General features: G+C 67.1%; 25 protein-coding genes and 1 tRNA gene. 16 read left to right on the forward strand and 10 right to left on the reverse strand.

The window, feature by feature from the left end; translation table 11 throughout:
* Nucleotides 1-310: 310 nt before the first annotated feature.
* Entirely contained in the window at nucleotides 311-520 is a 210-nt protein-coding gene (locus tag DZC52_RS12960; protein WP_116651579.1) for a cold-shock protein, read from the reverse strand.
* A gap of 437 nt (nucleotides 521-957) precedes the next feature.
* Here DZC52_RS12960 and DZC52_RS12965 point away from each other — a divergent pair, with 437 nt between their 5' ends.
* The 6 genes from DZC52_RS12965 to mddA all read left to right on the forward strand — a co-directional run bounded on the left by DZC52_RS12965 (nucleotide 958) and on the right by mddA (nucleotide 6,147).
* On the forward strand, nucleotides 958-1,221 hold the full coding sequence (locus tag DZC52_RS12965; protein WP_116651580.1) for an RNA recognition motif domain-containing protein: 264 nt from the start codon (nucleotides 958-960) through the stop codon (nucleotides 1,219-1,221).
* 57 nt (nucleotides 1,222-1,278) lie between these two features.
* Entirely contained in the window at nucleotides 1,279-1,824 is a 546-nt protein-coding gene (locus DZC52_RS12970) for an ECF-type sigma factor (RefSeq protein ID WP_116651581.1), read from the forward strand.
* Complete coding sequence (locus tag DZC52_RS12975) at nucleotides 1,821-4,277, forward strand: serine/threonine-protein kinase (protein WP_116651582.1); 2,457 nt, start codon at nucleotides 1,821-1,823, stop codon at nucleotides 4,275-4,277. The genes DZC52_RS12970 and DZC52_RS12975 overlap by 4 nt, the downstream gene beginning before the upstream one ends.
* 71 nt (nucleotides 4,278-4,348) lie before the next feature.
* Nucleotides 4,349-4,813 carry a cupin domain-containing protein gene (locus tag DZC52_RS12980; protein ID WP_245960826.1) on the forward strand — a complete coding sequence of 155 codons (465 nt, stop codon included), beginning with the start codon at nucleotides 4,349-4,351 and terminating at the stop codon, nucleotides 4,811-4,813.
* Nucleotides 4,810-5,262 (forward strand): GFA family protein, encoded by a 453-nt coding sequence (locus DZC52_RS12985; RefSeq protein WP_220338381.1) that lies wholly within the window; start codon nucleotides 4,810-4,812, stop codon nucleotides 5,260-5,262. Before DZC52_RS12980 ends, DZC52_RS12985 begins: the two co-directional genes overlap by 4 nt.
* Before the next feature lie 69 nt (nucleotides 5,263-5,331).
* The gene (gene mddA, locus DZC52_RS12990; RefSeq protein ID WP_116651585.1) at nucleotides 5,332-6,147 is read left to right on the forward strand and encodes a methanethiol S-methyltransferase; all 816 of its coding nucleotides are present in this window, start codon (nucleotides 5,332-5,334) and stop codon (nucleotides 6,145-6,147) included.
* Here mddA and cysK read toward each other — a convergent pair.
* Nucleotides 6,144-7,100, reverse strand: a complete 957-nt coding sequence (gene cysK / locus DZC52_RS12995; RefSeq protein WP_116651645.1) for a cysteine synthase A — start codon at nucleotides 7,098-7,100, stop codon at nucleotides 6,144-6,146. The two genes, mddA and cysK, sit on opposite strands and share 4 nt — an antisense overlap.
* 138 nt (nucleotides 7,101-7,238) lie before the next feature.
* Here cysK and DZC52_RS13000 point away from each other — a divergent pair, with 138 nt between their 5' ends.
* From DZC52_RS13000 to DZC52_RS13025, 6 genes are all read left to right on the forward strand, one after another.
* Nucleotides 7,239-7,841 carry an ABC transporter ATP-binding protein gene (locus DZC52_RS13000; RefSeq protein WP_116651586.1) on the forward strand — a complete coding sequence of 201 codons (603 nt, stop codon included), beginning with the start codon at nucleotides 7,239-7,241 and terminating at the stop codon, nucleotides 7,839-7,841.
* A 5-nt stretch (nucleotides 7,842-7,846) separates the two neighbouring features.
* Entirely contained in the window at nucleotides 7,847-8,638 is a 792-nt protein-coding gene (locus DZC52_RS13005; RefSeq protein ID WP_116651646.1) for an ABC transporter permease, read from the forward strand.
* 119 nt (nucleotides 8,639-8,757) lie between these two features.
* Nucleotides 8,758-10,566 (forward strand): sensor domain-containing diguanylate cyclase, encoded by a 1,809-nt coding sequence (locus tag DZC52_RS13010; protein ID WP_181918951.1) that lies wholly within the window; start codon nucleotides 8,758-8,760, stop codon nucleotides 10,564-10,566.
* Nucleotides 10,563-12,077: a flavin monoamine oxidase family protein gene (locus tag DZC52_RS13015; protein WP_116651588.1), complete on the forward strand. Its 1,515-nt coding sequence runs from the start codon at nucleotides 10,563-10,565 to the stop codon at nucleotides 12,075-12,077. Before DZC52_RS13010 ends, DZC52_RS13015 begins: the two co-directional genes overlap by 4 nt.
* Nucleotides 12,078-12,123: 46 nt before the next feature.
* Nucleotides 12,124-12,327: a hypothetical protein gene (locus DZC52_RS13020; RefSeq protein WP_116651589.1), complete on the forward strand. Its 204-nt coding sequence runs from the start codon at nucleotides 12,124-12,126 to the stop codon at nucleotides 12,325-12,327.
* 2 nt (nucleotides 12,328-12,329) lie between these two features.
* Nucleotides 12,330-13,142 carry an SAM-dependent methyltransferase gene (locus DZC52_RS13025; RefSeq protein ID WP_220338383.1) on the forward strand — a complete coding sequence of 271 codons (813 nt, stop codon included), beginning with the start codon at nucleotides 12,330-12,332 and terminating at the stop codon, nucleotides 13,140-13,142.
* Between the two features lie 9 nt (nucleotides 13,143-13,151).
* On the opposite strand, the gene DZC52_RS13030 is transcribed toward DZC52_RS13025, so the two are convergent.
* On the reverse strand, nucleotides 13,152-14,720 hold the full coding sequence (locus DZC52_RS13030) for a phospholipase D family protein (RefSeq protein WP_220338384.1): 1,569 nt from the start codon (nucleotides 14,718-14,720) through the stop codon (nucleotides 13,152-13,154).
* A 36-nt stretch (nucleotides 14,721-14,756) separates the two neighbouring features.
* Nucleotides 14,757-15,275, reverse strand: a complete 519-nt coding sequence (locus tag DZC52_RS13035; protein WP_116651591.1) for a winged helix-turn-helix transcriptional regulator — start codon at nucleotides 15,273-15,275, stop codon at nucleotides 14,757-14,759.
* Nucleotides 15,276-15,569: 294 nt separating this feature from the next.
* Here DZC52_RS13035 and DZC52_RS13040 point away from each other — a divergent pair, with 294 nt between their 5' ends.
* On the forward strand, nucleotides 15,570-15,863 hold the full coding sequence (locus DZC52_RS13040) for a sll1863 family stress response protein (RefSeq protein ID WP_116651592.1): 294 nt from the start codon (nucleotides 15,570-15,572) through the stop codon (nucleotides 15,861-15,863).
* Nucleotides 15,864-15,882: 19 nt separating this feature from the next.
* Nucleotides 15,883-17,250, forward strand: coding sequence for a M24 family metallopeptidase (locus DZC52_RS13045; protein WP_116651593.1), 1,368 nt, complete (start codon nucleotides 15,883-15,885; stop codon nucleotides 17,248-17,250).
* On the opposite strand, the gene DZC52_RS13050 is transcribed toward DZC52_RS13045, so the two are convergent.
* Complete coding sequence (locus DZC52_RS13050; RefSeq protein WP_220338385.1) at nucleotides 17,247-18,392, reverse strand: esterase/lipase family protein; 1,146 nt, start codon at nucleotides 18,390-18,392, stop codon at nucleotides 17,247-17,249. The two genes, DZC52_RS13045 and DZC52_RS13050, sit on opposite strands and share 4 nt — an antisense overlap.
* 120 nt (nucleotides 18,393-18,512) lie before the next feature.
* Between DZC52_RS13050 and DZC52_RS13055 the strand changes: the two genes are divergently transcribed.
* Nucleotides 18,513-18,588 (forward strand) — tRNA-Ala (locus DZC52_RS13055).
* A 21-nt stretch (nucleotides 18,589-18,609) separates the two neighbouring features.
* Here the strand turns inward: DZC52_RS13055 and DZC52_RS13060 are convergent.
* From DZC52_RS13060 to DZC52_RS13080, 5 genes are all read right to left on the reverse strand, one after another.
* Nucleotides 18,610-19,947 carry an EAL domain-containing protein gene (locus DZC52_RS13060; protein WP_116651595.1) on the reverse strand — a complete coding sequence of 446 codons (1,338 nt, stop codon included), beginning with the start codon at nucleotides 19,945-19,947 and terminating at the stop codon, nucleotides 18,610-18,612.
* Complete coding sequence (locus DZC52_RS13065) at nucleotides 19,931-21,040, reverse strand: PilT/PilU family type 4a pilus ATPase (protein WP_116651596.1); 1,110 nt, start codon at nucleotides 21,038-21,040, stop codon at nucleotides 19,931-19,933. The genes DZC52_RS13060 and DZC52_RS13065 overlap by 17 nt, the downstream gene beginning before the upstream one ends.
* A gap of 75 nt (nucleotides 21,041-21,115) precedes the next feature.
* Nucleotides 21,116-21,868: a LytR/AlgR family response regulator transcription factor gene (locus tag DZC52_RS13070; protein WP_116651597.1), complete on the reverse strand. Its 753-nt coding sequence runs from the start codon at nucleotides 21,866-21,868 to the stop codon at nucleotides 21,116-21,118.
* Complete coding sequence (locus DZC52_RS13075; protein ID WP_116651598.1) at nucleotides 21,865-23,028, reverse strand: sensor histidine kinase; 1,164 nt, start codon at nucleotides 23,026-23,028, stop codon at nucleotides 21,865-21,867. The genes DZC52_RS13070 and DZC52_RS13075 overlap by 4 nt, the downstream gene beginning before the upstream one ends.
* A gap of 36 nt (nucleotides 23,029-23,064) precedes the next feature.
* On the reverse strand, nucleotides 23,065-24,447 hold the full coding sequence (locus DZC52_RS13080; RefSeq protein WP_116651599.1) for a serine hydrolase: 1,383 nt from the start codon (nucleotides 24,445-24,447) through the stop codon (nucleotides 23,065-23,067).
* Between the two features lie 159 nt (nucleotides 24,448-24,606).
* Between DZC52_RS13080 and DZC52_RS13085 the strand changes: the two genes are divergently transcribed.
* Nucleotides 24,607-25,374, forward strand: a complete 768-nt coding sequence (locus tag DZC52_RS13085) for an SDR family oxidoreductase (RefSeq protein WP_116651600.1) — start codon at nucleotides 24,607-24,609, stop codon at nucleotides 25,372-25,374.
* The last annotated feature ends 334 nt before the right edge of the window (nucleotides 25,375-25,708 follow it).

Here is a 25,708-nt window from a genome sequence, read left to right on the forward strand (position 1 = left end):
GTGAGTCGCCGCAAGACCCCGCGAAGCGGGCCCGGGCGAAACAGATTTTGACTTGTCGAGACCCGCACACCGACCGGTGCCGCCAAGCTCACCCAAGCCTTTGACGTGTCGAGACCCCCACAACGCCCCGTGCCGCCAGCCCGACCCAGGCCTCCAACGCAAAACGCGCCGAAACCAACAAACCAACTAACGAACTAACGAACTAACGAACAAACCAAGAAGCGAACAAACGCCGCCCGGCACGGCCGGCGCCAAAGAAAAACCCCGCCAGTGGCGGGGTTTCTCGGCAAAGCTGCTTGAATCGAAACCCTTACAGGGTGACGACGTTCGCGGCCTGCGGGCCCTTCGGGCCGTCGGTGACGTCGAAGCTCACCTTGGCGCCTTCGGTCAGGGTCTTGAAACCCGAGCCGGTCAGGGCGCTGAAATGCACGAAGACGTCGGAGCCACCGCCGTCCTGGGAAATGAAGCCGAAGCCCTTCGCGTCGTTGAACCACTTCACGGTTCCGGTATTGCTGGACATGATGTCTTTTACCTTTTCAAATATTTCGATGTAAGGGGTACGGCCGTATGGCCGGTCCCGGTTGTGCTGTATCGGGAATCGGTCGACCACACGCGCATTCGCGCGCCGTGGAACGGCCGTTCCTTAGAACCAGATGGTGGAAAATGAGGGGGTAGACGGGAAGGAATACTTTCAGATTCGACCACTGCTGTGTTCCGCAGCACCTCGCACTATACGCGCAGTTTCGACAAATAGCTACAACTATTTCGAGAATCTTCTGCGGGCCTTGCAACCGGAGGCAGACGCACCCACCATAGGGGAACCGGATGGATGGACATCCGGACACCCAATTACCCTCGCAGACTGCACCGCTCCTTCCATCACAACCGCTGCGGCTCCCGGCCGCCCGGCGTTCGCATGCTGCGTCGATCAATACCGGCCCGGAGGCCGCCCCCGAAATGAAAACCCTCTTTGTCAGAAACATCCATCCTGAAACCCGCGAAAAGGACCTGCGCGAGTTGTTCTCCCACCACGGCACCGTCCGCGGCCTGAAGCTGCCGATGGACATCTTCACTCGCCGCTGCAAGGGTGTGGCCACGATCGACATGGAAGGCCACGAAGCTCGCGCTGCCCAGGCCGGCCTGGACGGATCGATGTTCAACGGCCAGGCCATCCAGGTGCGCGAGGAGCGCCCGCGCGGCAAGCGCGGCGGACGCCGCTAGAGACTCGAACGTCGGGGTGATACGCTGGAAGGCGGGCTCCAACCCGCGCCAGCGATCATGCCCGGCGAGCTCACGCAACTGCTGCACGCCGCCAGCGAAGGCGACCAGCCGGCTCTGAATCGGCTCGTCGCCCTGTTGTACGTCGACCTCAAGCAGCTCGCGCATCGCTGCCGCCGCGGCTCCGAGGCGGTGGACACGACCGCCCTGGTCCACGAGTGCTACCTGCGCTTTCTCAACAGCGGCGATCTCGCCGTCAACGATCGCGCGCATTTCCTTAATCTCTCGGCGCGCATCATGCGCCAGCTCTTGTGCGACTTTGCCCGCGAGCGGCTGGCCGGGAAGCGGGGCGGCGGTGCCGCCCACTTCGAGCTGCGCGACGACGACGCCGTCGAGCGGGCCGAGGCCGAACGCTTTCTGGCGGTCGACCAGGCCCTCGAACAACTGGCCGAAACCGAACCCACCCGAGCGCACGTAGTGGAGTGCCGCTTCTTCGCCGGCCTGACCGAAGAGGAAACGGCCGAGGCGACCGGGCGCTCCCTGCGATCCGTCCAGCGCGACTGGCAGCAGGCGCGCGACTGGCTCGGAAGGCGCCTGCAGTCATGAGCGGCGATGATCCGCTCCGGCCCGGTGGTGCGCTCGAGGGACGGCTCTTCCAGCGTTTCCTCACGCATCTCAGCCAGGTGCGCGAGCCGGAGCCCGGTGAGCGCATCGGCGCCTGGAAGATCCTGCGCGAACTCGGACGCGGCGGCAGCGGCGTGGTCTATCTGGCCGAGCGCGCCGACGGCGCCTACGACCAGCAAGTCGCGCTCAAATGGCTGCGCAGCGACCGGCCCGTACCCGGTGGCCGCGAAGTGCTGGCCCGCGAGCGCGAAATGCTCGCCAGCCTCGACCACCCCAACATCGCCCGCCTGATCGACGGCGGCGAAACCGACGACGGTATGCGCTGGTTCGCCATGGACTTCGCCCCGGGCGAGACCATCGACCGGGCCGTCGAGCCATTTGACCGGCGCGAACGCGTCGAACTGGTCGGCATGCTCTGCCGCGCCGTTCACCACGCCCATCGCCGCGGACTGATCCACGGCGACATCAAGCCCTCCAACGTCCTGGTCGACGAACAGCGACGGCCGCGCCTGGTCGATTTCGGCATCTCGCGCCTGCGCCGGGCCGGTCCCGGCAGCAGCTACGGCATGACGCCCGACTACGCCAGCCCGGAGCAGCGCGCGGGCGCCGATCTCACCACCGCATCGGACATCTGGCAACTCGGGCACCTGCTCGAAGACCTGCTTGAAGACTCCCCGGGGGCCGACGCCCTGCCGGCCGACCTTTCGGCGATCGTGCAGCGGGCCACGCAGGCGGCGCCGGAGGATCGCTACGCCTCGGCCTCGGCCATGGCCGCCGATATCGAGGCCTGGCTGGGAGCCCGTCCCGTGGCTGCGCGCAACGGCGGTCCGGTTTATCGCCTCTCGCGGTTCGTGCGGCGCAACCGGGCGCTGTCGGCCGTCTCCGTCCTGGCGCTGCTGGTGATCGTCGTCGGCGGCGCCTGGCTGACCTGGCAGCTCGCGCTCGAGCGCGACCGCGCGCGGATGCAGGCCGAGCGCGCCGAAGCGGCCCTGGCCGAGACCGAGTCGGCGCTGGCGCGCGCCGAAGCGCTGCGCGACTTTCTCATCGGACTGTTCCGCGCCGCCGAGCCCGACCGTCCGCGCAATCAACTGCCCTCGACCGAAAATCTGTTGGCGCTCGGCGCTCGCCGGGCGTTGCGCGAGGACAGCGCGCCGCCGGGCGAACGCGTTTCCATGTTGCTGACGCTGGCGCATGTCTACCTGACGCGCACGTTGCGTGAAGAAGCCGAGCCGCTGCTTGCCGAAGCCGTGCGCCTGGGCCGGGAGAGCGTTGATGAGCGTCCGGAAGACCTGGCGCGGGCGCTGCACCTGCAGGGGTATGCGGCCCTGTCGGCCCAGCGCTACGACCGCGCCGAACAGCGCCTGGCCGAGGCCGAGTCGGTGGCCGCCGGCCACCCGCGAGCGCGCGAGACGTGGATCGCCGCGCGTGCCCACCGAGGCTGGCTGCGCCTGATCACCGGGCGAAGTCGCGAAGCCCTGGAACTGGTCGAGCCCGTCTACGAAACCGTGGAATCCGGTTCTCCGGCCGAATCGCGCGGACGCCTGCAGCTGACCAACACGCTGGCCTTCGCCCTTTCGTCGACCGGTAGCGGGGCACGTGCGTTCGAAGTGCGTCAGCGGGCCGCCGAACTCAGCCGGCGACTCGATGGGCCGCAGAGCCGTGGCTATGCCATCCAGCTCGGGAACCTGGGTGGTCAGGCCTTGAGTCGTGGCCGGCTGAACGATGCCGAAGACGCGCTCGAGCGCGCCATCGCGCTGTATGACCGGATCTATCAGCGGCCGGTTGCCTTGCGGGCGACGGCCAGGGCGAATCTGGCAAACCTGCATCTCCACCGCGGGGAATACGACAAAGCGCTGGCGTCCATTCGCGATTCGGCCAGAGAATGGGCCGATGTGGAAGACCGGCGGTTGGAAGACTACGAGTTCTATCATCACCACCGCGGTCGATTGCTGTCCCGCATGAACCGCTGGGAAGCCGCGGAATCGGCATTGGCCCGAGCGCGCGAGCTGTTTGCCGGCAGGGACCGGCCAAAGCCTCTGGGCCGGATGATGACAGCCGTCTATCACGAACGCGCGAAATGCCGGCTCGGGCGAACCGACACCGCCCTGGACACCCTCGATGCGCTCGCTGCTCGATTGATCGAAAGCGGGCGGGATACGCCGGAGCGGCGGGGAGAACTGGCGGAATCGAAGGCGACTTGCCTGCATTTTGCGGGCCGGCACGAGCAGGCACTTGCCGAGATTCGAAAGAGCCTCGAGGCCTTCGATCCGCCGGGCTACGCCATGGTGCGCGCCCAGCGCCAGCTTCTGCGCGCCGATGTCTTGTCGTCCCTCGAAAGGGCGGCGCCGTCGCGGGCGGCTGCTGCGGAGGCTTCCCGGCTACTGCGCGAGGCCGGCCTGGGGTCCCACCCCGTGCTGTCCCGGGCCCCGGAGTGAGAAAGCTGGCGGGCGCACCGTCCGCCTTCCGTGTCCCTTGATATCGACAACCCGGAATGACGGAGAAAGCCATGTCCAGATCAAGTCTAAGGATTGCCGCAACGGTCGCTGCGCTCGCGTTTGTCGTGTCTGCATGGGCCGACGATCACGCCAAAGTCATCGGCGCCAACAGCGAAGCCATCCAGTGGGGGCCGTGCCCGGCCTTCTTTCCCGATACCTGCCGCATCGGCGTGCTGCACGGCAATCCGGCCGAACCGCGCGCCGACATCTTCTTCAAGGTGCCGGCGAACACGGACCTGGTGGCCCACACCCACACCTCGGCCGAGCGCATGGTGCTGGTCTCCGGCCGCATGCGGGTCGACTACGAAGGCCAGGACCCGGCCGTGATCGAGACCGGATCCTACGCCTACGGCCCGCCCGGCCGGGCGCACTCGGCGCGCTGCCTCGACGCCGGCGAATGCGTGCTGTTCATCGCGTTCAACGAGCCGATCGACGCCATGCCCGTCGAGGAGCAGTCCATGGACGCGCCGGAGTGAATGCCAAGGCACAGGCTCGAGCGGGCGTGCATTCCGGCCGCTGCTTCTGCGGCGCGGTCGAGATCGAGGTGCGCGGCGAGCCCGCGGCCATGGGCTATTGCCACTGCGAGTCCTGCCGACACTGGTCGGCCGGGCCGGTCAACGCCTTCACCCTGTGGCCGCCTGATGCGGTCACCGTCACGCGCGGCGGGGACCGCCTGGGCGCCTACAGCAAGACTCCGAAAAGCGTGCGCAAGTGGTGCACCGAATGCGGCGGTCACGTGCTGACCGACCATCCCGAACTGGGCCTGGTCGACGTCTATGCGGCGATCATTCCCGACTTTCCCTTCCGGCCGGGTGTGCACGTGCACTACGGCGAGAGCGTCCTGAAGATCCACGACGGCATCGAAAAGCAGCGCGACGTGCCGGCCGAAATGGGCGGCTCGGGCCAGCTCGTGCCGGAAGGCTGAATTGGCTGGCGGGGTATGGCCGGGCCCGCCGTATCCCCGGGTAGGCTTACACACCGAAGGAGGGCCGCCATGCAGAAAGGCCTGATCCTGCTGTTCGGAATCGTCACCTACCTGTTTTTCTTCGTGGCGTTCCTCTATTTCATCGCTTTCGTCGGCAACCTGCAGACCACCGCGCTGGCCGATGCCTGGCCGGCGCTGGTCGAGCTCGTGCCGTACTCGGTCAGCTTCGGGCGCGAGACAGGACCGCCGGCGCTGGCGGTGGCCATCAACCTGGGCCTGATCGCCCTGTTCGGCGCGCAGCACAGCATCATGGCGCGCTCGGGCTTCAAGTCGTGGCTGGCGAGCCACTTGCCCCGCTCGGCCGAACGCAGCGTCTACGTGCTCTTGTCGACGGCCCTGCTGGTGCTGCTGATGTGGCAGTGGCGGCCGATGGGGCCCGTGCTGTGGTCGGTGGATGCCGCCGTGGGGCAGGTCGTGCTCTGGAGTCTCGTCGCGATCGGGTTCGCGATGGTCTTCGTCTCCACCTTCCTGATCGACCACTTCGACCTGTTCGGGCTCAAGCAGGTCTGGTCGCAGTTTCGTGGTCGCGAAGTGCAGCCGCCCCGATTCGTCACACCGCTGTTCTACCGGGTCGTGCGCCACCCGCTCTACCTCGGCTTCCTGATCGCCTTCTGGGCGGCGCCGACGATGACGCTCGGCCACCTGCTGTTCGCCGCAGGCATGTCCGCCTACATCCTCGTCGGGGTCAAGCTCGAGGAGCGCGACCTGGTCCGATATCTCGGTTCGGACTACGAGCGCTATCGCGAGCAGGTGCCGCAGCTCGTCCCGGTACCCGGCCGCGCCTGGCGCGACCGGGCCGGGAGGCAATCGGCGATGGCCGACTAGCCCTGCTCGGCCAGCCAGTCGTCATCCGAGCCTTCGTGGATGTCCTCGAACAGGTAGGTCGACAGGTAGCGTTCGCCGGTGTCGGGCAGCATCGCGAGGATGCCTGATCCCTCGGGCGCCTTCTCTGCGACCTTCAGCGCGGCGGCCACGGTGCCGCCGCCGGAGATGCCGGTGAAGATGCCTTCCCTGCGCGCCAGTTCCAGCGCGGTATCGCGGGCTTCCTCGTCGGTAACCGGCACGATCTCGTCGGCGATGTCGACCTTGAGCACCTTGGGAATGAAGTCCGGCGTCCAGCCCTGGATCTTGTGTGCCTCCCAGGGCTTGCCCGCCATCAGCTGCGCCTTGTCCGGCTCGGTGGCGATGACCTTGATGCCGGGCCGGGCCAGCTTGAGCATCTCGCCGGCCCCGGTCATGGTGCCGCCCGTGCCCCAGCCGGTCACGAAGTAGTCCAGCCGCCGCCCGGCGAAGTCGCGCAGGATTTCCGGCCCCGTGGTGTTGCGGTGGTAGGCCGGATTGGCCTCGTTCTCGAACTGCCGCGCCAGGAACCAGCCGTGCTTGTCGGCGAGTTCGGCCGCCTTCTTGACCATGCCGGTGCCCTTCTCTTCCTTGGGCGTGAGAATCAGCTTGGCGCCGAGCGCGCGCATCAGCTTGCGCCGCTCGATCGAGAAGGTCTCGACCATCACCGCCACGAAGGGATAACCCTTGGCTGCGCAGACCATCGCCAGCGCGATGCCGGTGTTGCCCGAGGTCGCCTCGACCACCGTCTGGCCGGGCTTGAGATCCCCGCGCCGCTCGGCGTCCTCGATGATGCCGATCGCCAGTCGGTCCTTCACCGACGAGAGCGGGTTGAAGAACTCCGCCTTGACGTAGAAATCGACGTGCGACGGGGCCAGGCGGTTGATGCGCACCACCGGCGTGCGGCCGATGGTCTGGAGAATGTTGTCGTGAATCATGTCCATCCCTCCCGGATTCGGGTGTGGGTGCTATGACAGCGAAAAGGCGCTCGGGTTGACCGGCGCCGCCCGAACTGAACAACGCGTCTGTGAGCCCTTAGCGTACACTTCCCGAGGGTTTCGAGGAGTGAATAGCGGGTGCAGGAGCCGGCGCTGCAACTCGAAGGCGTCTCGATCGGCGCCCTGAGCGACATCGACCTGGCGATCGCGCCCGGGGAGGTCGTCTGCCTGTCCGGGCCGTCGGGTTCGGGCAAGTCGCGCCTGCTCCGGGCGGTGGCCGATCTCGAAGCCCACGGCGGGCGGATCCGGCTCGGCGATCGTGACCAGGCGGCCATGCACGCGCATGCCTGGCGCCGCGCGGTGATGCTGGTGCCGGCCGAGAGCCAGTGGTGGCACGAGCGGGTCGGCGAACACTTTGCCCGTGACATGCCGGAGACGCTGGCCGAGCTGGGCTTCGAGGCCGAGGTGGTCGAGTGGTCGATATCCCGCCTTTCCTCCGGCGAGAAACAGCGGCTGGCCCTGGTCCGCGCCCTGTCCTACGACCCCGAGGCCCTCCTGCTCGACGAGCCCACCGCCAATCTCGATGCGCAAAGTACCGCCCGCGTCGAGACGTGGTTGACCCGGCTCATTCGCGAGCGACGCCTGCCGGTGCTCTGGGTCGCCCACGACCCCAGCCAGATTGAACGTGTGGGCAGCAGGCACTTGAGGATTGCCGGTGATCGCTTGGAGTCGGCGTTGTGACCGGGGTGATCGATCTTGCATGGTGGCAGCTCGCCATCGCGGCGGCGCTGGTGCTGTCCCTGGCCGGGTGCATGCAGCTTGCCCGGGTGGGGCTGGGCGGATCGCTGCTGGTGGCCGCCGCGCGCACGGTGGTTCAGCTTTCGCTCATCGGCCTGGTGCTCGAGGCGCTCTTCGCCGTCGGCGCGCTGGGCTGGATTGTGCTGATGGCGTTCGCCATGCTGCTGCTGGCCGGCCGGGAGGTCATGGCGCGACAGAAGTATCGACTCGTCGGCGGCTGGGCGTTCGGCATCGGCACCGTGTCCATGTTCGTATCGGCCTTCAGCGTGACCGTGCTCACCCTGGTGGCGGTGATCGGGCCCGATCCCTGGTATTCGCCGCAGTACGCCATCCCGCTGCTCGGCATGTTGCTGGGCAACACCATGACGGGCGTCGCCCTGAGCCTCGATCGGCTGACGGAATCGGCCTGGCGCGAGCGGGCCGTCATCGAGCACCGGCTGATGCTGGGTCAGACCTGGCACGAGGCGATCGGCGAGATGCGCCGCAGCGCCATGCGCTCGGGCATGATCCCCATCATCAACGCCATGGCCGCTGCCGGCATCGTCAGCCTGCCGGGCATGATGACCGGCCAGATCCTGGCCGGCAGCCCGCCGGCGGTGGCCGTCGAATACCAGATCCTGATCATGTTCACCATCAGCGCCGGCACCGGTTTCGGCACGATGGTCGCGGTTTCGATGGGCAGCCGCCGCCTGTTCGATGCGCGCGAGCGGCTCCGAATCGACCGCCTGGATTCCCGATAGGTGAACGCGCGCCAAGTGGACTTGCCCGTGCTTGGCGTTTACTCTTTGCGCCAAAGGGTTCGAGGGAAACTTCTGCAGATGCTCAAAGGCGCCCGCCGCCAATGCTGGGAGGGTCGATCGTGAGCGGCCGCGCCGGGTATCGAAGGCTCGCGTGGCTTGCGGTCGCGTTCGCATTGCTTGCGGCCAGCCTGCCGCTGCAGGCCCAGTATCGAGCCGAGTTGGTCCAGCTGCCTGCCCAGGGCACCGTCGGCAACATCAAGCAGTCGGCGGCAGTGCAGTTCGATCCCGATAAGCGACTCGGGCCGGAAGCCCTGATCCGAAGCGATGCCGGATTCGAGCCGTACTCGGTTGATTTCGAACAGACGGCGCCGCCCCTGTGGCTCAAGATCAGGTTGTCGGCGCCGCGGAACTCGGATGGGCGCTATGTGCTTCGGGTTGCGCGGCGCTTGTTCGTCGACTTCGATGTCTACATTCCCGAGCGAGGAGGAGCCCTGCGCCGGGAAAGCGCGGCCTTCAGCAAAGTGGTTACTGCCGAAACGGTCGGTAGGCAGTACGCCGTCGATTTTGCAGTGCCCCCGGGCCAGACCCAGACCCTCCTTGTTTACGTCAACACGTTCCAGGCTTCTCTGCAACCGCTGGAGCTATGGATCCAGGACCGGGAGTCCTTCACGGATTCCAAGCTGAACGGCTTCGTGGTGTTCGGAATGTTGTGCGGGGTGCTGCTGGCGCTGATCTTCTACAACCTCGTGCTGTACATGAACCTCCGCCAGAGAGGTCACCTGTACTACGTCATGGCCATGCTCAGCATGGTGCTTCTGCTCGGCATCGACTCGGGCTTGCTGCAGACCTATCTGTTGCCGGATGCCCTTCAGCCTCACGTCGCCCGTCTCGTCATGCTGTTCTCCGACGCGATGCTGATCACGATCGGCTTGTTCTTCCTGGCATTCACCAATGCGCCGCGATACATCCCGAAGACAACCTGGCTGGTCCGGGCAACACTGGTGATACTGGGTGTCTTCGCTGTTGCCTTTGTCGTGGTTCCGATCGATCAATTACTGTTCGTCGCGACCCTGATCCAGCCCACGCAGCTTATCTACCAGGTGCTGCTGCTGGTGGCAGCGTTCATGGTCGGCCGCAAGGGCGCCACCGAAGGCTACATCTTCCTGGCCGCGTGGAGCCTGTTTCTGCTCAGCGGTTTCTTGCGTGTCTTCATGTCGCTCGGATTGCTTCCGCGCACGGACGTGCTCGAGTACATGATGTATTTCGGCGCCGTTGCCGAGGCGACCATTCTTGCCCTGGGGCTGACCTGGCGCGTGCGACAGCTCTACGCGCGTCACGCCCGGGCCCTGGAAGAACAACACAAGGCCGCTCGACTGGCCAACCTGGATCCCCTGACCGACGCCTACAACCGTCGTTTTCTGCAGACCTACCTCGAAAGCGTAATGCCCGGGCCGAATTCGGATTCCTTCGATCGGGCGGTGCTGATTCTCGACCTCGACAACTTCAAGGAAACCAACGACGAGTACGGTCATGCGGCCGGCGATATGGTGTTGCGGGAGTTGGTGCGCCGCTGCCAGCGCGTGCTTCGCGAGGGCGATGTCATCTGCCGCCTGGGTGGCGACGAGTTCGTGGTCGTGCTTTCCGACCAGACCGACCGCACCGGCCTTCAGGTGGCACGCCGCGTCATTGACGAGGTGGCCTCCGAGCCCTTCGTGTTCGACGGCGCGAAGATGCCGGTCACGACCAGCATCGGCGTGGTGTCGAGCATTTCACCGAAGTGTGCGGTCAGCGATATCCTGCGCATGGCCGACCAGGCGCTCTACCAGGCCAAGCAGGCGGGTCGAAACCGCGCCGTGCTGTTCGATCCCGACAAGGCCACGCCCTTCCGGCACGGTCCCTCCCGCGTTCCCAACAGGCACGAAGCATGAAGAACGAAAACATCACCATCGTCGGCGCCGGCGTCTCCGGCCTGTACTCCGCCTGGCGCCTGCTCGAGGCCGGCCATGACCCGGCCGGGCTGACCGTCCTGGAAGCCACCGACCGAATCGGCGGGCGGCTGTGGTCGCTGAAGATGCACCCCGACAGCAGTCTGCCCGCGGAGCTGGGCGGCATGTTCTTCAACGATCAGCAGCCGCTGGTCTACGGCCTGTGCAGCCGGGCCTTCGACTTGCCGAAGGAAACCGTCGAGCCGCAGCCGGATTTCGCCTGGTTGCGCGCCACGCGCTTCAAGGTTTCCCAGTTCGCCGACCCGAAGATCCAGCCCTACAACCTGGCGCCCGATGAACAGGGACTGAGCTATTACCAGCTGCTCGACCTGGCCTGCACGCGAATCGCCCCGGGCATCAAGGCGCTCTGGCCGCGCAACCCGAAGGGCTCGCGCGAGGAAACCCTCGACTATCTCAAGAAGCACGAGTTCGACGGCCGCCCGCTGTGGCGCTGGGGGTTCTGGAACCTGCTTGCGCGTGTGATCAGCAACGAGGCCTGGTTGGCGCTTCGCGGCATGATCAGCAGCTACGAGATGCTGTCGAACTGGAACGCCTTCGACGCGATGGTCTCGATCGTCGTCGAGCAAAGCGGCAAGTGGTACCGGCTGACCCACGGTTACCAGCACATGCCCGAGGCCCTGGCCGAAGCCGTCGAGAAAGCTGGCGCGTCGATCCTCAGAAACCACGTCGTTCGCCGGGTCGAATCGTCGGGAAATCGGCTGCGTCTTTCGGTCCGCGCCGAGGGTGTCGAGCGAGAATTCGAATCCGATCGCATCGTGCTCGCGATTCCCAAGGCGCCGATCACCCGTTTGATCGAAGCCAGCCCTGCACTGCAAGAAGGGGAACTGGCCGCGAGGATCGACTCGGTCGAGGGCGTGCCCGCCTGCAAGATCTTCCTGACCTTCGACAAGCCCTGGTGGCGCGACGTGCCCGATGGGCCCGGCAAGATCGCGGACGGCACCTACGGCGTCTCGCACACCGACCTGCCCATGCGCCAGTGCTACTACCTGGGCGTGGACAAGGGCTCGGGCGAGGCGCTGATGCTGGCCAGCTACGCCGACACCGATGCGGTGAGCTTCTGGCGGGCGCTGACCCCCGACAGCGGACGCGGCCTGGCGCTCGAGAGCGATCTCAGCGACGTCGCGCTCACCGAGATCCGCCGCGAACTGTCCGAAATGCACGGCGTCGACGTACCGCAGCCCACCGCCGCCTGCTTCATCGACTGGAGCGTATGGCCGTACGGCGGCGGCTGGCACAGCTGGATGCCCGGCTGGAAGAGCTGGGAGGTCACCGACGCCATGTGCGCCCCCGTGAACGGCCTGGCGCTGCATGTCTGCGGCGAGAGCTACAGCACGGCCCAGGGCTGGAGCGAGGGCGCGCTGCAGTCGGCCGAAGACATGCTCCAGCGCTGCTTCGGGCTGGACGCACCCGATTGGCTGGATCCGTCGAGCTGATTCGCTCGACGGTCAATTCTGGAAAACCACGAAAGGGAAGACAAAAATGTCCGACAACACGCACAAACTGCTATCGAGCCTGGCCGAAGATCCCGAGACGCTGGAGCGATTCAAGAAGGATCCCGAAGGCGTCATGAAGGAGTACGGCGTGCCGGAAGACCACCAGAAGCTGATTCTCTCCGGCGACAAGGAGAAGCTCGCCGACGAAGCGGGGATCGATCACAACAAGCTCCAGTTCATCATTATTTGATGGTGCCCGGCCGCCTGAGCGTTGTCGGTACCGGCATTCGCCCGGGCGGCCATCTCACCCGCGAAGCGCAGCACCTGCTGCGCGGCGCCGACCGCGTCTTCACCGTGGTCGACGGCCTCACCCTCGATCGCCTGCGTGAGCTCAACGCGCGGGTCGAATCGCTCCAGGACGCCTACGCGGTCGGCCGGCGGCGCGACGACAGCTATGCCGAGATGGTGCGGCGCATCCTTGCACCGCTCGACGAAGGCGCCCATGTCTGCGCCGCCTTCTACGGCCACCCCGGCGTTTTCGTCTGGCCGGCGCACGAAGCCATCCGGCAAGCACGCGCGGCCGGGCATCGCGCCGTCATGTATCCCGGCATCTCCGCCGAGGACTGCCTGTTCGCCGACCTGGGGCTCGACCCGGCCCTGCACGGCTGCCAGAGTTTCGAGGCCACCGATTTTCTGCTCCACGCCCGCCGCTTCGACCCCACCGCCGCGCTGATCCTCTGGCAGCCGGTCACGCTCGGCGATCTCCGCCGCGATGCATTCGAGCACGATCCGGAGTGGGTGAAGGTGCTCGCCGAGGTGCTCGCGGCCGACTACCCGGCCGACCACCCGGTGACCGTCTACGAAGCCGCGGTCTTTCCGCTCGACGAGCCCCGCAGGGAACAGGTGCCGCTGAATCGACTGCACGAGGCGCGCTTCAGCCAGGTGTCCACCCTCTACCTGCCGCCCGCCGCGCCCCCGGCCCTGAGTGCGGAAAGACTCGAGCGCCTGGGCATCAGCGAATCCGAGCTGACCTTCGGCGCCTACCAGCTGCACCGGCGAGGCTGAGCCGGGTCCCTACAAGAGCCAGACGATCGGCAGTCTTGCCAGGATCGCCACGCCCATGCGTTTCCACACGCTGGTGTGCGGTTCGTGTTCGTGGCGCAGCGTGCCCGACTCGGTGCGTTCGATCCAGTACAGTCCGCCGTGGTCGTCGAGGTGCACCGAGTAGGCGCGCTCGGGCACGTCCACTGCGAAGGTCTCTTCCAGCTCGGCGGCCAGTTCCGGGCTGTCGATCAACAGGCCCATCTCGGTGTTGAGCCGCGCCGAGCGCGGGTCGAAGTTGAACGAACCCACGAACACGCGCTCGCCGTCGACCGCGAAGGTCTTGGCGTGCAGGCTCGAACCGGAACTGCCCAACGGGCCGGTCCCGCGCATCCGTTCCTGGCCCGACAGGTGCTGCATCTCGAAGAGCTTCACGCCGGCCTTCAGCAGGCGTTTGCGGTAGCGGCTGTAGCCCGAATGCACGGCGGCGACGTCGGTGGCTTCCAGCGAGTTGGTCAGCACCACCACTTCCACGCCGCTACGGGCCAGCTCGGTGAACAGCTTCGCACCGGTGCGGGTCGGTACGAAATAGGGCGAGACCACGTACATGCGCTCTTGCGGCAGGCCGATGGTTTCCTGCAGCTGGTCGCTGAGCAGGCCCTTGGGACCGGGCTTGTCGAGAATCTTGCTCGGGTCGTCGCTGAGCAGCTCGGCCCGGCCCCAGAGCATTTCCAGTCGGCCGTCGAGGAAGCGCTCGATGAAGCGTGAGTGCTCGAAGTTGTCCAGGTAGGCGCTCGCCGCCTCGTCGTGCTCGATGCGCGCGGCCTCGCGGCGCAGCCGGGCGATGGGATCGCCCCCGCCCGGCTCGACCAGGGTCTCGACCGGCCAGGCCGATTCGCTGTTCCAGTAGCGGTCGAAGTCGTCGGACACTTCGTCCACGACCTGGCCGACGGCGAGCACGTCGACGTCGGCGAACAACAGTCCGGTGCCGGCGGCGAAATACTCGTCGGCAACGTTGCGCCCGCCCACGATGGTGGCGCGGTTGTCGGCGGTGAAGGCCTTGTTGTGCATGCGCCGGTTGATGCGGCGAAAGTCGGTGAAGTAATTCACCCAGCGCGGCCAGCGCAGGGCGAAGGGATTGAACAGTCGGATCTCGATGCGCTCGTGCCGGGCCAGGGCGAGCAGCGTCTGGTCCAGGCCCTCGACCCCGTTGTCGTCGAGCAGCAGGCGCACGCGCACGCCGCGGTCGGCCGCCTGGAGCAGGGCGTGCAGCATCAGCGTGCCGGTCAGGTCGTCGCCCCAGATGTAGTACTGCACATCCAGCGTGCGCTCGGCGGCGTGGGCCAACAGGTAACGGGCGGCGAAGGCATCCAGCGGGCCATAAAGGGGATGGATGCCGCTTTCGCCGGGGTGTTCGCTGTTCTGCTCGGCCAGCGACCGCCCCAGGCGCGTGTTGCGCGCGGCCTCGGCGGGCAGTGCCTCCGATCGCCCGGGGTTCGGACGCTCAGGCAGCCGGGGCCAGAACACCAGCGCCGCTCCCAACACGATCAGCAACAACAGCACCCGGCGCCATGGGAAGCGCTTTGGTGACGGCGCGGCCACGCTCAGGCCACCGCGCGGACGAACTGACGGCCTGGATCACGACGCCGCATGGGCCGCCTCGTGCCCGGCCTGTTCCATCGCCGCGACCAGGCGAGCCTTGAGCGCCGGGTCTGCGTCCGGGCCGGGCAGCATGGCGAGCTCGCCGGCGTCGAGCTCGCGCCCGTCGGCGCTCAGCACCTTGATGCGCTGGATCTCCTCGCCGGTGGCCCTTTCGACGTAGCGCACCGAATGCGAACAATCGCTCAGGTGCTGCTCGGACCACTGCGACAGGGCGATCAGCACCGGGAAAAGCGCGCGGCCCGATCGCGTCAGCCGGTACTCGACCACGCGCCGGTCGGTTTCCGAGGCCTTGCGCTGGAGCAGCCCGGCCTCGACCAGCTTGCGCAGGCGGTTGGTCAGGATGTTGCGCGCGATGCCCAGACGCTTCTCGAACTCGTTGAACTTGCCGCTGCCCAGGAAGGCCTCGCGGATGATCATCAGGCTCCAGCCGTCGCCCAGCAGCGCGGTCACGCGGGCGATGGGGCAGTTGCCGTGACAGGGGTTGGCTTTGCTCATGGGGTCAGTCTGCGGGATTGGGTTGCAAAATGCAACTAATCGGCGTAGCCTGTAATCGGGTTTCGTTTTGCAACTGAATTTCCCGAGGCACCCAGGAAGAGAGAAACGCCATGCTGATTCCCGAAAACCAATCCCGAATGACCGCCCGCCGACTCGTCGCCCTGATCGCCGTCTGGGGCCTGCTGGGCCTGTTCGCCTGGCTGGCCTGACGCCGATGCCGCCAGGCTGGTTCGGCGCGGGCAACTGGCGTAGACTTTTTCCACGCCTGTTGGACGCAACGCAAGGGAGCCCGTCATGAGCAGCGAAGAGCGGAAGGATTTCATCGAGCGCCTGAAATCGCGCCTGGACGAACTCGACGACAAGATCGACGAGTACGACAAGCGCGCCGAGGAAGCCGGGTCGAAGGCCCGCGAGGAGTACCACGAGAGGCTGGCCGAAATGCGCAGCCGCCGCAAGGACCTCGCCAACAAACTGGACGAGCTGCGGTCGGCCGGCGAGCTGCAGTGGTCAAAGCTCAAGCGCGAAGCCGAGTACACCTGGGACGCGCTCCAGAACTCGTTCAACTACTTCAAGTCGCACTTCAAGTAAGCCCCGACCGGGAGAAACGATGATCAGGACCACCCTCCTGCTGGCCCTGGCGCCGGCTCTGTTGCTTGCGCATCCGCAAGCCGCCGCCCAGACTTCTTCCCACGACCAGGGCCGCGTACTCGAATCGGCCGATCTCGCCGTGCTCTCGACCCGCGAGCGCATCGAGCCGGAGAACGCCATGCTCGCCGCCCGGCTCGAGAACCTGCTGCCGGGCCTGATGGAAGAGACGGGCATCGACATGTGGCTGGTCCTCAACCGCGAGTACGGCGAGGATCCGGTCTACTTCACCCTGGTGCCCCAACCCGGCTTCGCCGCCCGCCGGACCACGATGCTGGTGTTTTCCCGCAATGAAGACGGCCGGGTCGAGCGACTCACCGTCAACCGCTATCCCCTGGGCGAACCCTACGAGTCGGCCTGGGAGGGCGGCTCGCTCGAGGAACAGTGGGCGGCGCTCGGCGAGCTCATCGTCGATCGGGATCCCGCGCGCATCGGCATCAACGTTTCCGAGCACTGGCCCGAGGCCGACGGCCTCACGCACGGGCTTTACCAGAAGTTGCTGGCCGCGCTGCCGCCGGAATTCCACGATCGACTGCTGCCGGCCGAGGACCTCGTCATCCGCTGGCTGGAGACGCGCAGCCAGAGCGAGCTCAACGTCTATCCGCACATCGTCTCGCTGGCGCGCGGCGTCATCGCCGAAGCGTTCTCCGCCCGCGTCATCACGCCCGGCGTGACCACCACCGACGATGTCGCCTGGTTCATTCGCCTGCGTTTCGAATCGCTGGGCCTCGAACCCTGGTTCATGCCCTACGTCAACATCCAGCGCCCCGGAATGGAATGCGGCGAGGAGGCGCCCTTCTGCGGCGCTTCGGGCACCGTCCAGCCCGGCGACGTGCTGCATACCGACGTCGGCATCTGCTATCTGAAGCTCTGCACCGACACCCAGGAGATGGGCTACGTGCCGAAACCGGGCGAGACCGAAGTACCGCAAGGGCTCCGGGACGCCCTGGCCCAGGGCAATGACTGGCAGGACGGACTGACTGCCGCGTTCGAAACCGGCCGGACCGGCAACGAAATTCTGGCCGCCGCCCAGCAGGCCATGGCCGATGCGCCCTGGACCTTCAACATCTATACCCATCCCATCGGCTTTTTCGGCCATGCGCCCGGGCCGACCATCGGCATGTGGGACCTGCCCGCCGAAGTCGCGCACACCGGTGACTGGCCCCTGCACGCCGATACCGCCTATGCCATCGAGGGAAGCATCAAGACGCCGGTCCCCGAATGGGGCGACCAGCTGGTGAACATCAAGCTGGAACAGACCGCCGTGTTCGACGGCGAGCGCGTGATCTACCTGGCCGGCCGACAGACCGGCTGGCACGTGATTCGCTAGGCCAGCCAGCGGCGCAGTTGACGGTAGACGGCCGGGTGCTTGAGCAAACCGAGGTGGCCCACGCCCGGCACGAGCAGGCGGTTGTCTTCCGGAATCGGTAGCGCCCGTTCGGGGTCGTTGTGGCGACCCAGCGCGCTGTCGATCGGCACCAGGCCATCCCCGGCCGCGCCGTCGAGCAGGCCGCCGACCCGGGTTCGCGCCGTGGCGGCGACGGCAAACAACTCCACATCGGCGAGCGGCGCCGGCAGCGCGCCGTGGCGCAGGTCGGTAATCCCCGCGCTCCGGATTCCGCCCAGGCGCATGAAGGGCGCAAGGTAGGGGCTGAAGCCCAGCATCGTCTCGAAGCGATGGCCGAGGCGCTCCATCGGTGCGCCGTGGTGCGGCGTGCCCAGCAAGGCCATGCGCGACACCGAGTCCACCCAGGCCTGCGATTCGGCAGCCCCTGCAGCGAGCGCGCTGCGGGCCACCAGCCCGCCCATGCTGTGGCCCAGGAAAACGATTTCCTCGACCGGAACCGGCCATTGCTCGACCAGGATCTCGAGCTGGTCGGCCAGCTCGCGACCGTTGTCGGCGATGGACCGCCCGGTGTTGTAGTGGAGATGGAGCGTCGAGAAGCCGAGCGACTTGCCGAGGCGCTCGGGCATGCCGCCCGCCTCGCCCCAGTGCAAATCGTTCATGCACAGGCCGTGGACGGCAATCAGCAGGCGGCCCGAAGGCCTTGCGAACGCCTCTTCCAGTCGATCACGTTCGAGCGTCAGAATCCGGCCTCCTTCCCGAAAGCGCATGGGAATGGCCAGCGGATTGCCGCTGGCGGCAAGATGATCGCCCAGGATGCCGTTGAGCGCGGCCAGCCACTGCTCTCGGGCGGCCCAGGCGTCGCCTTCCGGCGTCGGGGTGATCACCCGGGATGCCAGGGCGTCGACGCCTGCGCCGACGAGTGCGTTGATGCCGCGAATCGAGCCGTAGACCAGGCCGGGGATTCCCCGCGTGCGTCCCTCGACGGCCTTGCCCACGGGGGCGGCGCCGGACAAGATCGTCAGGTGCAACTGCTCGACCAGGCGGCTCGTGCCGCTCACGCCGTCGCCGGCAAGTCGGGCCAGGCCGTGCAGGTCGGCCGGTGTCAGCAATCGGTTCGGGGCCAAGGGCGGGCAACCGGAAGGGGCTCACTGCTTCGACTGCCGCCGGGGCAATTGGTTGCCTCCGATCGCGCTTGGTGACTTTTGCGGGCGAATTTGGGTAAAATACGCGGCCAGCCTGATCGTGGGGCCGTAGCTCAGTTGGGAGAGCGCAGCATTCGCATTGCTGAGGTCAGGGGTTCGACTCCCCTCGGCTCCACCACTTTACCTTCCTGCTTCCTGATCACCCCGTCGCCTCCGGCGCCGTCTGCGGGTGCTCGATGTAGTCGCCCTGGATAAAGTCCACGCCGGCCTGCCAGAACTCGATGACCTGTTCCTCGCGCTCGACCTCGGGCATGATCACCGCGCGATCCGTGTGGTGGGCGCGGCTGATGAATGCCATGAATTCCCCGGCCAGGCCGGCGCGTTCGTGCAGGCCGTCGGCAAATCCCGGCGCCAGGCGCAGGAAATCCACGGGCGCCTCGTCGACCAGGCGATGACCGAGCTGCTTCTCTCCGATGCCGCTCAGGCCGATGCGGATGCCCAGGGCGGCCAGCCGCTCCATGGCGCGGCGCGTCTCGCCCGAGCGGTTCTCCAGGTCGAAGACTTCGAACTCCACGATCAGGCGCGGCCCCACCTCGGGATGGCGCTGACGGATGCGCACCAGCCATTCGAGCATGCGCTCGTCGAAGGCCTCGGGCGAGACGTTGACGAACAGGCGTACGGCCGAGGGGTTGCCGTGGGCGGTGGCCAGGTAGTGCACGCTGCGCCGCAGCGTCCAGCGCTGCAGGGCGCCGATCAGCTCGTGCCGGCGGGCGACGTCGAGGAAGTGCCGGGCGGGCACCAGTTTGCCCGAATCGGTCATCAGCCGCGCCCAGGCCTGGTAGTAACGGCCGCCCTCGGGCGAGGCCGCCAGCAGCGGCTGGAATACCATCCGCAGCCGGTTGGAATGCAGCGAGCGGCGGATCTGCCGGGCCAGCTGCTCGTCGCTGCCGAGTTCCTCGCGCGGCGCGCGTACGGGCCGGAACACGCGGTACTGGTTCTCGCCCTGCTCGGCCAGTTGTTCGGCCAGGTGCATGGCATCCAGCAGCGCCTCCTCGGCGCCCCGCACGCGGCGGTCGAACCAGCACAGGCCGATACTGAAAGTGGCCGTCAGCCAGCGCGAGCCGATCGGGTACTCGGACTCGGTGAGCTTCTCGATCATGTCGGCCGCCCACGACTCGATGTCGCGGTCGCCGCCGCCCGGCCAGAGCACCCCGACCAGGCTGCTGTCGGCCAGCCTGAGGAAGATGTCGTGGTCGGCCAGTGTGTCCAGTGTGCGCCGCTCGACGAGGCCGTTGACCGTTTCCAGCCCGCCGAAGCCGAAGTGGTCCCGGCATTCCCGCCAGTTGTTGAAATAGATGCAGGCCACCCCGTGCGGATGCTGCCTGGGATCGTTGATGAACTGCCGGTAGCGAAATTCCGCATAGCGCAGGAACTTGCGGCGCGCCCGGCGGGTGCCGGCGTGCGCGTCGATCAGTCGAGCGCTGCCGACGCGCTCGTGTCCGCGCCGGCCGTCGCCTGGCTCAGTCGAATCGGTCAATGCTCAGACCTTCGGGCGCGTCGTCGGCGCTGCGGCTTCGAGAGGTGCGAATCGCCAGGCCGAGGTCGTTGCGCGAATCGGCGTGTTCGAGCGCCTGCTCCTCGGTGATCCTGCCTTCCTTGTAGAGCTTGAGCAGGGCCTGGTCGAAGGTCTGCATACCGGCCTGCCCGCCTTCCTTCATCGCCTCCTTGATGCTGTCGATGTCGTTCTTCAGGATCAGGTCGGCGACGTAGGGGGTGCGGATCAGGACCTCCACCGCGGGCACGCGCTTGCCGTCGGTCGAGGGCACCAGGCGTTGGCTGATGATCGCGCGCAGGTGTTCGGACAGGTCGATGAAAAGCTGGTGGTGGGCCGACTCCGGGAAGAAATTGATGATGCGGTCCAGGGTCTGGTTGGCGTTGTTGGCGTGCAGCGTGGACAGGCACAGATGCCCGGTTTCGGCATAGCTGATGGCGTGCTTCATCGTCTCCCGGTCGCGGATCTCGCCGATCAGGATCACGTCGGGCGCCTCGCGCATGGCGTTCTTCAGCGCGTTGGCGTAGCTGAGCGTGTCCAGGCCCAATTCGCGCTGGTCGACGATCGACTTCTTATGTTGGTGCAGGAACTCGATCGGCTCCTCGATGGTGAGGATGTGGCCGGTCTTGTTCTCGTTGCGGTGGTCGATCATCGAGGCCAGTGTGGTCGACTTGCCCGAGCCGGTCGCGCCGACGACCAGGATCAGGCCGCGCGGCTCCATGATCAGGTCCTTGAGAATCGGCGGCAGGTTCAGCGACTCGATCGAGGGAATCTCGCTCTTGATGTAGCGGATGACCATGGCCACCGAGCCGCGCTGGCGGAACATGTTGACGCGAAAACGGCCCAGGGATTCCAGCGCGATGGCCAGGTTGAGTTCCATCTCGGCCTCGAAGCTGGCGATCTGCTTGTCGTTGAGTAGCGAGTAGGCCAGCTTGCGCACGTCCTGCGAGGACAGCTTGTCCTTGCCCAGGCGCCGGGTCTCGCCCTGGATCTTGATGCCGGCCGGCGCGCCCGCGCTGAAGAACAGGTCCGAAGCGTTGTGCTTGACCATCGTGTGCAGGTACGCCTCGATTTCCATGACCACCCTTTTCCGCGCGAGATGAAGGGGAAGCATAGGAAACCCCTTCGCAGGATGCAATCGAAGCGCCGGCGGCTACATGCCCCGGAACAGGCTGCGGCCGCTTTCACTTACTGGCAAGGTCTCTTCGTGCCCACGAAGTCGTGCGTGCCAGCGACCCAGTTCGTCGCGCTCGATCCTGTGCACGGCGTCGACGGCTACGAGCACCGAGCGATGGATGCGCCAGAAACGCTCGGGGTCGAGCCGCTCGCCCAGCTCCTTGAGCGGCGTGCGAACGATCGCCTCGTCCTCGGCGGTGACCACGCGCACGTACTTGTCGCTGGCGCGCAGGAACAGCACTTCCTCGACCGGAATCAGCCGGACCGAGTCGCCGCAGGTCGCGGTGATCCAGTTCAGGGGCGCATCGCGCTGCGGACCGAGCTGCTTTTCCAGTCGCTCGAGCAGTTCGTCGATGCGCGGCGGCGACTCGGCCAGGCGCGCCCGGAGCCGTTCGATCGCCGCGTCCAGTCGCTCGTTGGTGACTGGCTTGAGCAGGTAGTCGAGCGCACCGGCCTCGAAAGCCTTCACGGCATATTCCTCGTAGGCCGTGATCAGGACGACGTGGGCCCGTCCGCTGGCCGCCCGGGCCACGTCGATACCGCTGGCGCCGGGCATTCGGATATCCAGGAAGAGCACGTCCGGACGGGCCTCCTCGAGCGCGGCCAGTGCGGCATCCCCGTCTTCGCATTCGGCCACCAGCTCGGCCGCCGGCCAGCGACCCCGGAGAAGGCGAATCAGTTCGGCGCGCTGTGCGCGCTCGTCCTCGGCGACCAGGATGCGGGTGCTCACGATGCGGGCTCCAGGGGAATGATCATGGTTGCGCGGACCCCGCCCGCCGGACTGCTTTCGAGCCGCAGCCGGGCGCCCTCCCCGTAGCGCAGCTTCAACTGCCGCCGGATGTTGTCCAGCCCGACGCCGCTGCCGCTGTCGGGGGAGAAACCGACACCACTGTCCTCGACGCTGATCCGCAGGTGCTCGTTCTCGCGCCGGGCGGCAATGTCGATGCGCCCGCCGCCGGGCTTGGGTTCCAGTCCGTGGCGGATGGCGTTCTCGACCAGCGACAGCAGGATGAAGGGGGGAAAGCCCAACGCGCCCGCCCCGCTTTCGGCATGCACCTCGTAGTCCAGGCGTTCGCCCATGCGCTGCTTCATCACGGCCAGGTAGCGCCGGCAGATCTCGAGCTGTTCTTCCACGGTTGACAGCGACCCGGTCTCGTCGCGACGCAGCCGCGGGATGGTCGTGCGCAGGTAGTCGCAGAGCGCATCCAGGGTGGCCTCGGCGTGGTTCGGGTCGCCGCGCAGGCTCGAGCGGACGGTGGCCAGGGTGTTGAACAGGAAATGCGGCTCGATCTGCGCCTGCAGCATCGCCAGCTGCTGGTCGGCGGCCAGTTTCTCCGACTGCAGGCGCCGGACTTCTCGCTCGGCCTGGTAGTCGGCCAGGCGTCGTTCTTCGCCCAGGTAGGCACGCAAGGCCAGCCCGCCCCCGACGAAGGCGTAGATGACCAGCAGCACCAGCAGGTTGATCGCCAGCGCCCCGGCGCCCAGTTCGCGCTCGAAGCTCGTCCCGCTCAGCTCCGCCAGCAAAGCCGAGGACTGCATGTCGGCCAGGAAGGCCAGCGCCAGGCCCAGGCCAAGCGCGACCACCACCAGCGCTCGCTCGCGGCGCGCCGGCATTCGGCGGTGGCGGACGAGCGCCGCCAGCACGGGACCGGCGTTGACCATGACACCGGCGCCGAAGACGAAGGCGGCGAACACCAGGGCGGCGTCACCGGCGCTGCCGCCCCCGGCGTAGTGCATGACGCCCGACAGGCCGCCCCAGGCGACGATGAGCAGGCCGAACAGCAGCGCCCGCCGCCGCACCCAGGGCCAGGAAAACACCGGGTAAGTGCGATAGGACAGCCACCGGCGCGGGCCGCCGACCGCCACGGCGGCCGGCAGCGGTCGGTTCAATGAGGGGCGCGACTCTGGCATCGCCGTCAGTATGGCTTACAGGGGTTCGCCGCGCAGCGTCATGCCGGCCTGCTTCAGGACCAGGCCGGTGACCCGGCCGTCGGCGCCGCGCTGGAACTCGATGACCAGATCCAGCGGCGGGTGGATGAAGCGATCCACGCCGTCGGGGTCGACGCCGACTTCGGGCTGGGTCTGCCCGCCGGCGCTGCCCTGCACCACGACTTCGCCGTCCTGCGCGGTCACCTCGAGCGTGAAGTCGCCCATGAAACGAGCCTCGCCCTGGTAGATGGCGTAGCGGCCGACGTAGTCCTCGGCGTCGGCCCCCTCGGGCAGCGCCACGGCCTTGCGCGGCGACTGCAGCGGATAGCTTTCCTCGACCAGGTGGAAGGCCAGATCCGAGAGGCTGCCGCGATCGATCATCGAGGTGTCCATCAGGACCAGGCTGGCCTGGTCGGTTTCCGGATCGACCACGGCAAAGCTCGAGAACCCGCCCGTGCCGCCGTCGTGCGCCAGCACGAATCGATCGTTCAGCGGCAGGTGCAGCCAGCCGTAACCCAACTTCTGTCCGCCGGCCTCGACCAGCACCTCGCGCGAGCGCACGAGCGCGTCGGCCAGCGGGCCTTGCGGCTCGCCGCGCAAGGCGTCTAGCCAGCGACTCATGTCGGCCGCGGTCGAGCGGACCGCACCCACGCCGCCCAGGTCGGGGTGGAAGTCCCAGTTGGACACCGGCTTGCCGCGTCCGCTGTGCCCCTGCAGGGTCGGGCCCGACATCGAGGTGTCGTCCATGCCCAGCGGTTCAAGCACCTCGCGTTCGAGCAGTTCGGGCAAGGGCGTGCCCGTGCGCTCGACCAGGGCCAGGGAAAGCAGCATGGCGCCGAAGTTCGAATACGCGAACTGCTCGCCGGGCGCGCTCGCCAACTCGGTCTCGGCCAGGTCCGCCAGCAGGTCCTCGGGCGCGTAGCCGGCATAGGGGTTGGCGGGGTCGTCCACTTCGAAGCCGGCCGGCAGGCGCGGCAGGCCGGCGGTGTGCGTCAGCAGGTGCCGGACCCGGATCGGTCCGTCCTCGTGTTCGGGCACCTCGGCGCCCTCGGGCAGCAGTGCCTTGACCGGCTCGTCCAACGACAGCTCGCCGTGTTCGACCAGACGGGCCACGAGCAGGCCCTGCAGCGCCTTGGACAAGGACCCGATCTCGAAGCGCGACTGTGCGTCGACTTCACGCGCGCTCTGCGGATCGGCGCAGTAGAAGGCGGTTTCCTCCGACTCACCCAGGTGCACGGCGGCCGCGCAGACGCCGGAGCGGTCGCCGGCCAGGCGTTCTTCCAGCGTTTCCTGCAGGTTGGCCGCGGTGGCCGTCCCGGCCAGCAGCGCCGAGGCGGCGAACAGGAGTGATCGCAGGTTGTTGTAGAAAATGGCATCCATCGAGACTTTCTCCGTGTTGCTTTGGATTCATGTCACAGCTTGCCGACACGCCGCGGCGTTCGTGCGCCTCTGTGACGAACGCCGGTCCTGCGGCGACGAATGCGCGCCCGGGGCGATGAACCGGGCAGGCCCGTGGGCCCGTGCGCCATAATGCGAGGCATGAGCGACAGAACGAACGACCAGACAGCCAAGAATATCCTGATCACCGGCGCCAGTTCCGGCCTGGGCCGCGGCATGGCGCGCGAGTTCGCCGCGATGGGCTGCAATCTCGCCCTGTGTGCCCGCCGCACCGAACGCCTCGAGGAGCTGCGCGAAGAACTCACCGGCAAACACGGCATCCGCGTCGAACTGCGGGCACTCGACGTCAACGACCACGATCGCGTTTTCGAGGTCTTCAGGGACTTCGCCCGCAGCCTGGGCCGCCTCGACCGCATCGTCGTCAACGCCGGCGTCGGTGACGGCCGCCGCATCGGCACCGGCCGCTTCGAGCACAACCGCAAGGTGATGGAAACCAACCTGGTCGCCGCCCTGGCCCAGTGCGAAGCCGCCGTCGAGATCTTCCGCGAGCAGAATCACGGCCACCTCGTCCTGGTCTCGTCGATGAGTGCGGTGCGCGGCCTGCCCGGCCACATGACCACCTACGCCGCCAGCAAGGCGGGCCTGGCCCACCTGGCCGAAGGCATCCGCGCCGAGTTGATCAAGACCCCGATCGAGGTCACCACGCTCCTGCCCGGCTTCATCCGCACCGAGCTCAACGAGAAGGCCGACAAGATGCCCTTCGAGGTCGACGAGACCACCGGCAGCCGCGCCATGGTCCGCGCCATCGAACGCGCCCCGGCCACCGCCTGCGTGCCGGGCTGGCCCTGGCGGCCCATCGGGTGGGTGATGAAGAGGCTTCCGCTGAAGGTGATTGCGAAGAACGCTTAGGCGGCGGCTTCGCCGCGCGGCTTGGTTTGTTGGTTCTTTGGTGTTTTGGTTTTTTGGTGCGGCGCGTTGGGTGTTGGGGGATCGGTTGACGCTGGTTCTACCGGTCGTTGAGCGAACCTCGACAAGTCAAAGAACCGTAGGATGCGTGAAACGCATCAGGACAATCGGGCGGCTGCCCGCAGGCATTCGCTTCTACCGCGGGGTGATGAAGCGTTACGGCATGCGGTCTTTACGCATCCTACGAAGCCGGCCACCCCACCAAAACACCAAAACACCAAAGCACCAAAGAACAAAGCCCCGAAGGAGCGAAGCGACGCCGGGCCCCGTCTGCTAA

Source organism: Wenzhouxiangella sediminis (genome assembly GCF_003410055.1).
Lineage (GTDB): Bacteria > Pseudomonadota > Gammaproteobacteria > Xanthomonadales > Wenzhouxiangellaceae > Wenzhouxiangella > Wenzhouxiangella sediminis.

Coding starts and splice junctions, on each gene's coding strand:
- DZC52_RS13040 (WP_116651592.1), top strand. CDS start 15,570: ATGAGCAGCGAAGAGCGGAAGGATTTCATCGAGCGCCTGAAATCGCGC.
- DZC52_RS12975 (WP_116651582.1), top strand. CDS start 1,821: ATGAGCGGCGATGATCCGCTCCGGCCCGGTGGTGCGCTCGAGGGACGG.
- DZC52_RS13065 (WP_116651596.1), bottom strand. CDS start 21,040: ATGGAAATCGAGGCGTACCTGCACACGATGGTCAAGCACAACGCTTCG.
- DZC52_RS13020 (WP_116651589.1), top strand. CDS start 12,124: ATGTCCGACAACACGCACAAACTGCTATCGAGCCTGGCCGAAGATCCC.
- DZC52_RS13015 (WP_116651588.1), top strand. CDS start 10,563: ATGAAGAACGAAAACATCACCATCGTCGGCGCCGGCGTCTCCGGCCTG.
- DZC52_RS13080 (WP_116651599.1), bottom strand. CDS start 24,447: ATGGATGCCATTTTCTACAACAACCTGCGATCACTCCTGTTCGCCGCC.
- DZC52_RS13085 (WP_116651600.1), top strand. CDS start 24,607: ATGAGCGACAGAACGAACGACCAGACAGCCAAGAATATCCTGATCACC.
- DZC52_RS13035 (WP_116651591.1), bottom strand. CDS start 15,275: ATGAGCAAAGCCAACCCCTGTCACGGCAACTGCCCCATCGCCCGCGTG.
- DZC52_RS12965 (WP_116651580.1), top strand. CDS start 958: ATGAAAACCCTCTTTGTCAGAAACATCCATCCTGAAACCCGCGAAAAG.
- cysK (WP_116651645.1), bottom strand. CDS start 7,100: ATGATTCACGACAACATTCTCCAGACCATCGGCCGCACGCCGGTGGTG.
- mddA (WP_116651585.1), top strand. CDS start 5,332: ATGCAGAAAGGCCTGATCCTGCTGTTCGGAATCGTCACCTACCTGTTT.
- DZC52_RS13045 (WP_116651593.1), top strand. CDS start 15,883: ATGATCAGGACCACCCTCCTGCTGGCCCTGGCGCCGGCTCTGTTGCTT.
- DZC52_RS12960 (WP_116651579.1), bottom strand. CDS start 520: ATGTCCAGCAATACCGGAACCGTGAAGTGGTTCAACGACGCGAAGGGC.
- DZC52_RS12970 (WP_116651581.1), top strand. CDS start 1,279: ATGCCCGGCGAGCTCACGCAACTGCTGCACGCCGCCAGCGAAGGCGAC.
- DZC52_RS12980 (WP_245960826.1), top strand. CDS start 4,349: ATGTCCAGATCAAGTCTAAGGATTGCCGCAACGGTCGCTGCGCTCGCG.